This window comes from Deltaproteobacteria bacterium RBG_16_64_85 (assembly GCA_001798885.1).
In the GTDB taxonomy this organism is placed as follows: domain Bacteria; phylum Desulfobacterota; class Deferrimicrobia; order Deferrimicrobiales; family Deferrimicrobiaceae; genus FEB-35.
Genome location: MGQW01000045.1, coordinates 1,029 through 11,735 on the forward strand (window position 1 = coordinate 1,029; position 10,707 = coordinate 11,735).

Annotated in this window: 8 protein-coding genes and 1 pseudogene (1 of these 9 cut by a window edge); 8 read left to right on the forward strand and 1 reads right to left on the reverse strand. The window is 64.6% G+C overall.

Features of this window, described 5'->3' with window-relative positions; translation table 11 throughout:
- The 7 genes and pseudogenes from A2Z13_08600 to A2Z13_08630 form a co-directional block, all read left to right on the forward strand.
- Window positions 1–534 (forward strand): annotated as a pseudogene (locus tag A2Z13_08600) (ABC transporter ATP-binding protein); it begins 238 nt to the left of the window's first position.
- Between the two features lie 4 nt (window positions 535–538).
- A complete protein-coding gene (locus A2Z13_08605) occupies window positions 539–1,246 on the forward strand; it encodes an ABC transporter ATP-binding protein (protein OGP78907.1) in 708 nt (235 codons plus the stop codon).
- Window positions 1,247–1,360: 114 nt separating this feature from the next.
- Window positions 1,361–2,572 (forward strand): hypothetical protein, encoded by a 1,212-nt coding sequence (locus A2Z13_08610; GenBank protein ID OGP78914.1) that lies wholly within the window; start codon window positions 1,361–1,363, stop codon window positions 2,570–2,572.
- The gene (locus A2Z13_08615) at window positions 2,565–3,887 is read left to right on the forward strand and encodes a hypothetical protein (GenBank protein OGP78908.1); all 1,323 of its coding nucleotides are present in this window, start codon (window positions 2,565–2,567) and stop codon (window positions 3,885–3,887) included. The genes A2Z13_08610 and A2Z13_08615 overlap by 8 nt, the downstream gene beginning before the upstream one ends.
- 320 nt (window positions 3,888–4,207) lie before the next feature.
- A complete protein-coding gene (locus tag A2Z13_08620) occupies window positions 4,208–6,205 on the forward strand; it encodes a hypothetical protein (protein OGP78909.1) in 1,998 nt (665 codons plus the stop codon).
- Between the two features lie 83 nt (window positions 6,206–6,288).
- Window positions 6,289–7,353: a hypothetical protein gene (locus tag A2Z13_08625; protein OGP78910.1), complete on the forward strand. Its 1,065-nt coding sequence runs from the start codon at window positions 6,289–6,291 to the stop codon at window positions 7,351–7,353.
- Window positions 7,350–9,755 carry a hypothetical protein gene (locus A2Z13_08630; protein ID OGP78911.1) on the forward strand — a complete coding sequence of 802 codons (2,406 nt, stop codon included), beginning with the start codon at window positions 7,350–7,352 and terminating at the stop codon, window positions 9,753–9,755. The genes A2Z13_08625 and A2Z13_08630 overlap by 4 nt, the downstream gene beginning before the upstream one ends.
- Here A2Z13_08630 and A2Z13_08635 read toward each other — a convergent pair.
- The gene (locus A2Z13_08635; GenBank protein OGP78912.1) at window positions 9,736–9,978 is read right to left on the reverse strand and encodes a hypothetical protein; all 243 of its coding nucleotides are present in this window, start codon (window positions 9,976–9,978) and stop codon (window positions 9,736–9,738) included. The two genes, A2Z13_08630 and A2Z13_08635, sit on opposite strands and share 20 nt — an antisense overlap.
- Before the next feature lie 169 nt (window positions 9,979–10,147).
- Between A2Z13_08635 and A2Z13_08640 the strand changes: the two genes are divergently transcribed.
- Window positions 10,148–10,543 carry a hypothetical protein gene (locus A2Z13_08640; GenBank protein OGP78913.1) on the forward strand — a complete coding sequence of 132 codons (396 nt, stop codon included), beginning with the start codon at window positions 10,148–10,150 and terminating at the stop codon, window positions 10,541–10,543.
- The last annotated feature ends 164 nt before the right edge of the window (window positions 10,544–10,707 follow it).

A 10,707-nucleotide genomic window follows, 5' to 3' on the forward strand; every position in this document is an offset into this window, starting at 1 on the left:
ATCCGGAAGGGGATCGGCCGCTCCTTCCAGATCACCAACATCTTCCCTCGGATGTCGGTCTTCGAGAACGTCCAGGTGGCCCTCTTCTCCCATTACGGGACAGGTAAAAACCCCCTCTCGCTGGCGCGGAAGTTCACGAAGGTCGGCGAGGAGGTGCTGGCCATTCTCGAGCAGGTGGGGCTTGTGGAAAAGTACGACATGTCGGCCTCGGTCCTGTCCCACGGGGACCAGAAGCGGCTGGAGATCGCCATCACGCTGGCGTCCCGACCGAAGTTGCTGATGCTCGACGAGCCCACCGCCGGGATGTCGCGGTTCGAGAGCCGGGAGACCGTAGGACTTCTCAAGAAGATCTCCCGGGAGCAGGGGTTGACGCTCATTTTCACCGAGCACGATATGGACATCGTTTTCGGCATCTCGGAGAAGATCATGGTCCTCCAGCAGGGGGCCGTCATCGCCGACGGGACTCCGTCGGAGATCAAAGCGAACCCCGAAGTGCGCAAGGCGTACCTCGGGGAAGAAATCACGGAGAGATGAACGCATGGCGTTTCTCGATCTGAATTCCATCAACACCTATTACGGACGGAGCCACATCCTGTTCGACGTCTCGCTCTCCATCGAAAAGGGGGAGGTGGTGAGCCTCATCGGCCGCAACGGCGCCGGGAAGAGCACCACGTTCCGCTCGATCATCGGGCTCACCCCGCCTCAGACGGGCGAGGTGATCTTCAAGGGAGAGCGCATCTCCGGACTGCGGGCCTTCCGGATCTGCCGGAAGGGGGTCGGCTTCGTGCCCGAAGACCGACGGTGCTTTCCGGACCTGACGGTCCGGGACAACCTGGAGGTCGCAGCCAGGAGGGAGAAGGAAACCGACTTGCCCTGGACGGTCGAGCGGATCTACGCCCTCTTCCCCCGCCTGCAGGAGCGGGAGAGGAACCTGGGGTCCCAGCTTTCCGGAGGGGAGCAGCAGATGCTCACCATCGCGCGGACGCTGATGACAAATCCCGAGGTGCTGCTCCTCGACGAGCCGTCGGAGGGACTGGCCCCGCTGATCGTGGCCCTGCTCGCCGACATGATCCTCCGGATCCGCAAGGAAGGCGTGACGGTGCTCCTGGCCGAGCAGAACCTCCATTTCTGCGCCAAGGTGTCGGACCGCGGCTATGTGATCGACAAGGGCTCCGTCAAGTACGTGGGAACGATGTCCGACCTCCTGTCCAACGAGGAGGTCAAGGAGAAGTACCTTGCCGTCTGATCCCGTCCAAAGGCGGCTTCCAGGATCTCCTGCGCGTCCTGCCCGATGAGCGGGTTCCAGGCATTCGCGGAAAACGCGTTCTCCCTGCCGGGGATCTCCGCCAAGCCGGAGGCGTTGAAGGGGATCCGGGTGATCGAGCTCGCCACCCGGATTTTCGGGCCTGTCACGTCCGATTACCTTGGGGAGTTCGGAGCTGAGGTCATCAAGGTGGAGTTGCCGCTTCGGGGGGACCTGATGCGGTACGTCGCGCCGGAGGGGTTCTTCTGGAAGGAAGTTTCCCCCGCGTTTCTTTCCCTCAACCGCAACAAGCTCCATGTGGCGATCGACGTTCGCCTGCCGGAAGGAAAAGACCTGTTCACCCGCCTCGCGGAGAAGGCGGACGTCGTCGTGGAGAATCTTCGCGCGGGGACGATGGACGAGTGGGGGATCGGCTACCTGCAGCTGCGGGAGCGCAATCCCGGACTGATATACGCCGCCAATTCGGGATTCGGACAGTGGGGGCCGTATTCCCAGGGGCGCGCGTCCTATGACGCCACCGCGCAGGCGGTCTCCGGGTTCTCCGCCATCACCGGGTTCCCCGGCCGGCCGCCGGTCAAGGCCGGCTTCTGGGTCGGCGACTACACCGGTGCGCTTTTCTCCGCCGTCGCCATCCTGTCGGCCCTGGCGGCGCGCCGGAGGACCGGCGAGGGGCAGCTGATCGACATCTCGCAGGCCGAGGCGATGATCCGCACGCTGGACTGGACCTGGATCCATGCGGGAAAGACCGGGAAGGACCGGGAGCGGGCGGGGAACCTGGACGTCGTGCTTCCCCCTTCGGGCATCTACCGGTGCGCCGACGGCTTCGTGGCCCTCTCGGCGCGCGACGGGGAGGAGCGGGCCGGGCTTCGGAAGGCGGTGGGTGCCGCGTCCTCCGGCCCTGCCCCCGCCGGAGAGGGCGATCCGTTGTCGCCGGAACGGGTCGCGGGCTTTGCGGCGTCCCGGACGCGCGCCCAGATCCTGCGCGCCTCGGAGGAGGCAGGCTTCTCGGCGGCCCCCGTCGTGGGAGGGAGGGAGCAGTACCACGATCCCCACCTGCGCGCTCGCGGTACGGTGTGGGAGCTTGACGATCCGCTGTACGGGCGGATCGACGAGTACGGACCCGTGCCCAAGCTCTCGGAGAGCCCCGGAAGAATGAAGTGGACGGCGAAACCGGTGGGATACCACAACGAGCAGGTGTTCGGCGGTCTGCTCGACCTGTCCGCGGAGGAAATGGAAAATCTTGCCCGTAAGAAGGTCATCGGAAAGTGGGCCGAAGTCCCCGGTGCGAGACCGCCCCAAGATGATTGACTTCACCGGCTGGGCGAGGAGCGCGACGGATCCGGGGCAGGCGAATGGGAAGCCGGAGGCTCTCCCGGGCCTGCGGGTTCTGGAGGTTTGCCCGGGCCACTTCGGCGGGATGGTGGCGGCATCGATCCTTTCCGAGTTCGGCGCCGACGTCATCAAGGTCGAGCCCCCGGGCGGGGACCCCTCGAGGAAATATGCTCCCGAGGGGATCGCGATCGGCGGAACCGGCCTGCCGTTCCTGTCCGAAGCCCGCAATCGCAGGTTCGTGACCCTTTCCCTTGTCTCGGGCGAGGGGCGGGGCCTTTTCCGCCGGATGGCGCTGGGGGCGGACATGATCCTAACTTCCGAAGACGCCGCTCGCCTGGAGGAGATGGGGCTGGGCTACGAGTCTCTCTCCGTCGAAAACCCGGGCCTGATCTTTCTCGCCCTCTCGACCTACGGATCGTTCGGCCCCAACGCGCGGCGGCGCGTCAAAGACGCCGATATTTTATGCCAGGCGCTCTCCGGCGCCCCGTACATCGTCGGCGAGCCGGAAAGGGATGGGAGCGGCCCGCCGGGGCCGCATCAGGCGCCCACGAGACTCGGGAACTGGCACGCATGGTTCGTCGAGGGGCTGTGGGGCGCCTTCGGGGTGCTGGCGGCCCTCCATTTCCGGGCAGAGACGGGGAAGGGGCAGTTCGTGGACGTCTCCGGCGCGGAAGGCTTGATGAAGTTCGTCGACTACAACATCACGTGGATGCACACCGCTGGGAAGGAGCGTCAAAGGACCGGAAACTTCGACCCCGCGGTCTTTCCCTACACCTACATCCGCTGCAAGGACGGGCATACCTTTATTGCGGCGTACAACGACGAGGCGTTCGAGTCGCTCATGACGATCGTCGGCCGTCCGGGGCTTACCCGCGACCCGAGGTTCTCCACCCCCGCTGCCCGCGTGCGGATGGAAAACGAGAAGGCACTGCTTTCCATTCTCGAAGAGTGGTCGGGAAACCTGACCGCCGACGAGATCCTCCGGGCGGTCGAGGACTACACCACAAAGAAGAGCGGCCCGGGCGCCGCGGTGGTGACGGGGCGAGTCAACCGCCCGCTGGAGACGCTTGCCGAGACGAACTGGTGGGAACGGGGCTGCTTTGCTCGCGTCGCCGATCCCGTGTACGGCGACCTGCTTCTGGCCGCGCCCCCGTGGAAGATGAGCGGCACCCCCGCCCGCCTCAAGTCGGTTTGCCGACCCCCAGGCGCCGACAACAAGGATGTTTATTGCGGCCTCCTCGGCTTGTCCGCCGCCGAACTCGATGCCTTATCTGAACGGGGTGTGATTTAGGGGGACATTCCTGATCTTTGCGCCTGATATCGCGAGGAGTGTCCCCCGCCCGGTTTCCGGAAAAGAAAATCCCCCGGGACGGAGGTGGGAGCCCCGGGGGATCTTCGACCGCCCGCGAAATCAAGGGGTTGCGGGCGGTTTTTGCCTTCTCGGGGAGAGAAGGCAATCCAATTGCTTTGCCAGGTCCTGATTACCTTATCGGCAGGTTTGCCGGCGAACTTTACAGAAAAAATGACTCCCCCGGAAAGGGGCTATTGGAGAAAATTCGCCGTCGCTGGTAGACTTTCCGGCGTAGCTCATCGCGACATCCGGAGGAACCGTTGGAGTTTTCCGCCATCCTGAGGGATCTGGCCGTGGTCCTTGCGATCGCAACTGCGGTTGCGTTCCTCTTCAGCAGGCTCCGCCTCTCCGTGGTGGCGGCGTTCCTCGTGGCGGGGGCAATCTTGGGACCGACCGGCGCTGGGCTCGTTTCCGAGTCGGGAATGGTGGACGCCCTTGCGGAGATCGGCATCGTACTCCTCCTGTTCACCGTAGGGCTGGAGATCTCGCTTTCCAGTATCGGGAAGATGCGGCGACAAGTGTTGTGGGCCGGGGGGGCGCAGGTCTCCGCCACGATCCTTCTTTCCCTTGCGATCATGATGCTTTTCGGGTCGCCCGCTCCCGAGGCGATCTTCGTGGGTTTCGTTGTTTCCCTCTCCAGTACGGCGATCGTCCTGAAGGTGTATGCCGACAAGCTGGAAATCGACAGCCTCCACGGCCGCCTGTCGTTCGGGATCCTGTTGTTCCAGGACATGGCGGTGATCCCGATGATGCTCCTGGTCCCTTCTCTCCGCCAGTGGGAAACGGCCCAGTTCTCCGCCGTCCTACTGACCCTGGCGAAGGCCGGCGGAGGCGTTGCAGCGCTCCTCCTGCTGGCGCGGTTCCTCATCCCCCGCCTCCTCAAGGAGATCATCCGGCTGAACAGCCGGGAGATCCTCGCCATGACCGTCCTCCTCGTGTGTCTGGGAACGGCTTACCTCGCCCAACGGTTCGGCCTCTCGCTGGGAATGGGGGCGTTCCTGGCGGGGATGGTGATTTCCGAGTCGGATTATGTCCACGAGATCGCTGCCCAGATCCTCCCGTTCCGGGACGTTTTCAACGGGATTTTCTTTATTTCGGTGGGTATGCTTCTCGACCTTCCGTTCCTGTTCGGGAACTTTCCTCTGGTCCTGACGATGGTGGGGGCGGTCGCCCTGGTCAAAGCGATCTCCACCGGGTGGACGGTCCGGGCCCTGGGGTACCCGTGGCGGGTGGCGGTGGTCGCGGGGATCGGGCTGCTGCAGATCGGGGAGTTCTCCTTCCTCCTCCTCTCCGAGGGGTACCGGGAGAGCCTCGTGGGCACGAGCCAGTACCAGTTCCTGCTGGCCATCACCGTCCTGACGATGACGGCGACGCCGTTCCTGATGGGTGCGGCCCCCTGGTTCGCCAGGAAGTGGGATCAGTGGGTGGTGCACGGCAAGGAGTTCCCGGAGACGGGGGAAGAGGCCGCCATCCGGAAGACCGGCATGGAGAACCACGTCATCATCGCGGGCTACGGGATGAACGGGAGGAACCTCGCCCGCGTGCTCAAGTCGACACGCGTGCCGTACTTGGTCGTGGACCTGAACGATGCCCAGGTCCGCGAGGGGAGGGCCGCAGGGGAGCCGATGTTCTACGGCGACGTTCACCGCCCGGAGATCCTGGACCGGCTGGGGGTAGCGCGGGCCCGGATCCTCGTGCTGGCGATCTCCGACCCGATGGCGACGCGGCGGGCGGTGGCGATCGCGCGGAGGAGCAACCCCGGTATTTTCATCCTCGTGCGGACGCGACTGGTGGCGGACGTGGACGACCTGATCACCCTCGGGGCCAACGCGGTGATCCCCGAGGAGTTCGAGACTTCGGTGGAGATCTTCGCGCAGGTCCTTTCCGAGTATCACGTGCCCGACCACGTGATCCGGCAGCAGGAAGCGCTGATCCGCAGCGGGACGTACCGGATCCTCCGGGAGCGGGCTGCCCCCAGCAGCAGCGCGCTGCTCACCGAGTTCGAGGAGTTCCTCCGCCGGAAGGTGATCGAGATCTACTACGTCTCGCCGGCCTCCGGGTGGGAAGGCAAGACGGTGGGGGACCTCCCGGCGGGCAACGACACCGGGATCGTCCTGCTGTCGATCCTCCGGGGGGAAAGCGCGATCGTTCAGCCGTCGCCTTCGGAACGGCTGTCGGCGGGGGACAAGCTCGTCCTCTTCGGCGGGCACGCGCCCCTGGCTTCGGCGCTTGCGGCGCTTTCGCGCCCGCCCCGCTAGCCGGGGGGGTTAGGGAGTGTTCGCCCGTGTCGAACGATGCTAGTATCAACCTGGAAAAGCATTTTATCGGGGAGGGTCTTCCGATGAGCCCTGTCCAGGCGGACTTCGCAAAGTATGAAAGGGCGCTCCGACGGTATTTCCAGATCCCGGCCGCCGAGCGGAAGACGAAGGACCGTGAGAGGATCCTTATGGCCCTGGGCGTGGAGAATCCCCAGGAGTTCCTTTGGATGCACATCCCCCTGTGGGAAGCCAAGGTGGACGAACTGCTCGACCCGACGAGCACGGACATGCTTCCCATCAGCATCTCTCATTCCTACGTGAACTGGGTCCGGGGGGCGATCCGCATGATGCCGAACCCGGCCCGTGTGAAGATCTTCACCTCGAAACTCAAGACGACCGGCCTGAAGAAAGCGGTCCTTTCCCTCCTGTCGAATATGGTGAAGAACGGCCCTCGCGACTTCGATGTCCTGGACGTGGAGCTCGTCGAGAAGGTGCACAAGGACACGCTCTTCACCGTGAAGGACAGCGGGGGCCGGAAGCACCAGATCTACCTCTCCCGGTTCGGCTGCCTCGGCGAGTACATTCACGCCGGTCTTCCCGGCCTGGTCGGCCTGCCTGCCCTTCCCGTGGTGTACCACCTGAGCCCGCAGGGCGAGGAGGTGCTCCTCAAACCGAAGGAGGAGGGGATCAACATTTACCTGGACGAGGAGATCCCGGTTTCCCGGATCCTCGGGGACGGAGACTGGTGGGTGGTGGGGGCCGCCCGGCAGGACGCCCTGGGGGACTGCATCGGAACGGCGCTGCGGTACGGCCACTACGTGGCGACCCCCGAGAAGCAGATCGTGATGATCGACAACATCGAGTTGTTCCACCTTGAAGAGACCGACGTCCGCATCTTCGAGCCGATCCACGAATTCCTCCCGAAGAGAGCCTACCCCGACGACGGGACGAAGCGGTCGGCGCTCCAGAACCGGATGCAAAGGTTGTACGACCAGGCCTATGAGGACCAGTTGGGAATCCTTGCCGCGGAATGGGGGGAGATCGAGCGGTACCTCATCGAGATGCGGCGTCACGTCCGGACCTATACGGGGGAGGTCTTCGAAACCGTCCTGGCCAAGATCAAGGCTCGGGTATTCGCGCAGCAATGAGGGGGAGGGGAGCCGCCCCGCTGGCTTTCAGGTCTAAGGCCGCGCTCCTTCTCGCCGCGGCCGCGTTTCTTCTCTCCTCCTGCTCCTCGTTCTTCCAGGGAAGCGCCCCGCAACGGGACGGCGTCCTCGCCGCTCCCGGCCTGTCCGCCCCCGTGGAAATCGTCCGGGACCGATACGGAATTCCCCACATCACGGCCGGGAACGATCAAGATCTCTACTTTGCGCAGGGATTTGCGCACGCGCAGGACCGGCTGTACCAGATGGACCTGGAGCGGCGCCTGGCGCGGGGGGAGCTCGCCGAGATCTTCGGCGAGAAGGCCCTTTCCGCCGACCGCCTCTTCCGGCACCTGGGATTCGCCGACCGTGCCTCCGCTCTTTTCGCCTCCTGGCCGAAGAAGACGCGGGAAATCGTGCAGGCCTACTGCGAGGGGGTCAATGCCGGCATGGACTCGCTGCGCGCCTGGCCTGTCGAGTTCCGCTTCCTGGGGACCGTGCCCCGGCGATGGGCCCCCGAGGACGTGGCAGTGGGGACATTTCTCAAATCGTTCGGGCTGGCCCAGTGGGCCGAGGAAGCCACGCTGTTCAAGATCGCCCTCCGGCTTCCCCCGCAAAAATTCGCCGAACTGCTCCCCCAGGTGCCCGCCGGATCGCCGGTGGTCCAGCCCGTCTACGGCCCCGCGGCGGGGGTGCGGCCGTTGCCGCCGTCCGTGCTGACCGACGGAATCGCCTCCCTCCGATTGGCCGTGGGAGAGATTCCCCGTTCCGGCGGGTCGAACGCCTGGGCCGTATCGGGGAAGAAGAGCGCCACCGGACGCCCGATTCTTGCGAACGACCCCCACATGGTCCTCCCCTGCCCCTCGCTCTGGTACGAGGTTCAACTGACCGCTCCGGGGGTGGACGTATATGGCGTATCGTTCCCCGGTGCCCCCGGCGTGGTAATCGGTCACAACCCGAAGATCGCCTGGGGATTCACCAATGCGATGCTGGACGACGCGGACTTCTTCGTGGAGAAGGTCGACGGCGACAAGGTGATGTTCCGCAAGAAGTGGATCCCCATCGTGAGCCGGTCGGAGACGATCCGGGTCAAGGGGCGGAAGGACGAGTTCATCACGGTCCGGGAGACGCCGCACGGGCCGATCCTCTCTCCGGTGCTGCCCGGGATCACCTCCCTCCTCTCGTTTCACTGGGTGGGGTACGACGGGGGAGACCCGGTGGGCGTTCTGTATGCCCTGAACCGCGCGAGGAACCGTGAGGAGTTTCTCGCGGCGCTGTCCGGTTTCCCGCATCCCGCGCAAAACGTCGTGTACGCCGACGAGGAGGGCAACATCGGGGTGGTGCTGGCGGGCAGGATCCCGGTGCGCAAGGGCGGTGCCGCGCTGCTTCCCGTCCCCGGCGACACGGGGGAATGGGACTGGAGGGGATTCGTCCCGTTCTCCGAAAACCCCCGCGTGTGGAATCCGCCGGAGCAGTTCGTCGCGGCCGCCAACTTTCCTCCCGCGGGAAAGGCGTTCGGGCACTATCTCTCCAGGCTCTACGAGCCTCCGGACCGGGGAAGGAGGATTCTCCAGGTACTTCGGGCGAAGGAGAAGTTCTCGGTGGATGCGCTCGAGCGGATGCAGACCGACGTCCTCCTTCCCGGTGCGGAAAAGGCGGTTTCCCTGGCAATCCAGGTGGGGAGGAAGCGGGAGGCGGAGTCACCCGTGTTCAGGGAGGCGGCGAAGATCCTCTCGGAGTGGGACCTGGCCGTTGGGGCCGACAGCCAGGGGGCGCTCCTCTACGAAGTTTTTTATGAGAAGCTGATGGAAAACGTGTTCCTTCACCCCCTGGGCGACGATCTCTACGAGGAGTTCACCCGTTCCTCCCGCCTGGCATGGAACGCCATGGACCGGGTGATCGAGAGGGGCGACTCGCTCTTTTTCGCGAACGATGCGACGGGACGGAAGGATTCCCTTGAGGATCTCGTGGCCCGCTCCCTCTTCTCGGCGATGTCTTTTCTTAAAGACCGGCTGGGGGGCGTTTCTTCGACCTGGACGTGGGGAAGGCTTCACCAGGTGACCTTCGAGCACCCCTTCGGGAAGAAGAGGTACTTCCAGCGATGGTTCAACATCGGGCCCAACGCGGTGGGTGGCGACGGAAAGACGGTCTTCAAGGAGGAATTCCGGCACGGGACGGACTTCCAGGTCCTGGTCGGGCCCGCGATGCGCCAGGTGATCCCGCTCGGGTTCCGGCCGAAGGCGCGCTCGGTGATCACGACCGGGGCTTCGGGCCACTTCTTCGAGCGGCACTACCGCGATCAAAGCGCTCTCTGGCTGTCAGGGAAGACCCACCCCGCCTGGACGGACAGGGAGGATGTCGAAGCGAACGCGGAGGCCCGCCTCAAGCTTACCCCTCGCCACCCCTAGACCGTTTCAGGAAGAACCGCTCCACGAAATAGAAAGCGATCGGCAGGGCGACGATCACGCCGACGACCTTCAGGACGAGGCGGAGGGTCCGGGAAGCGACGCCCGCGAGTCCGGCGAGGATCTCCGGAATCGAGGCCCCGAGAAACAGGGCAACCGCGACACCCCCGAGGAGGGCTGCTGCAAGGAGCAGCCGCGAGCCCGGAGGCTTCCGCCTCCCGGGCATCCTGTCAACTGAAGAGGGAAGGGATTTCATCGCTCTCCCGAAAGCGGATGGTCGGATTATACCACCGCTGCAAATCCGATTGATCTCGCGGTTGGCTCTCTGCGATACTCTCCGATGCCGTTATGGAATTGCTTCGCGGAAAATCTTGTGAGATGGTGTTGAGCAATCCATGGCCCCTAAACGCGAAAACAGGTCGAGGAAAAAGAAAGACTCCGTCCGTTTCATCATCATCAACCCGAAACCGTCCAGCCGTCTGAAGCTGTCGGATCGACTGTTCCATCCGGAGCCGGCCGGTCCGGTCCGGAGCGTCCGGCCGAAGGTCCCGCCGCTGGAGAACCATCAACCGAATCTCTCCCTTTCCAAACGCGTTGTGGCCACCCTGATCGCTGCGATCTGGCTTTGCGCCGGCCTCGCGATGATCGTTCTCGGTGTACGAAACGAGAAATGGCTCGTTGCGCTCTTTGGCCCGTTTGCGACCTGGTACGGTCTCGCGTGGCTTCGGGTCGCATACGAGGGGCGGCTTCCGGGCGGGCGGCTGCGGCTGAACCCGTGGGGTCGGGAGTAGCCATCCGGCGACGCCGGTCCGTTCACGGCGGGGAATCTAACTTAAAAAGTGTCCGAGATCGGGGGCAAGCTCGGCTTAAGCCGGTTCAAGATTCGGGATCTCCCGGTCAAGATTCTGCGGTTCGAGACGGAAGAGCCATCCGGCTCCCTCGGGATCCCTTCCGG

Bases quoted from the DNA above. Each gene is read 5' to 3' on its own strand.
- A2Z13_08605 (OGP78907.1), top strand. From the start codon at position 539: ATGGCGTTTCTCGATCTGAATTCCATCAACACCTATTACGGACGGAGC.
- A2Z13_08615 (OGP78908.1), top strand. From the start codon at position 2,565: ATGATTGACTTCACCGGCTGGGCGAGGAGCGCGACGGATCCGGGGCAG.
- A2Z13_08625 (OGP78910.1), top strand. From the start codon at position 6,289: ATGAGCCCTGTCCAGGCGGACTTCGCAAAGTATGAAAGGGCGCTCCGA.
- A2Z13_08630 (OGP78911.1), top strand. From the start codon at position 7,350: ATGAGGGGGAGGGGAGCCGCCCCGCTGGCTTTCAGGTCTAAGGCCGCG.
- A2Z13_08635 (OGP78912.1), bottom strand. From the start codon at position 9,978: ATGCCCGGGAGGCGGAAGCCTCCGGGCTCGCGGCTGCTCCTTGCAGCA.
- A2Z13_08640 (OGP78913.1), top strand. From the start codon at position 10,148: ATGGCCCCTAAACGCGAAAACAGGTCGAGGAAAAAGAAAGACTCCGTC.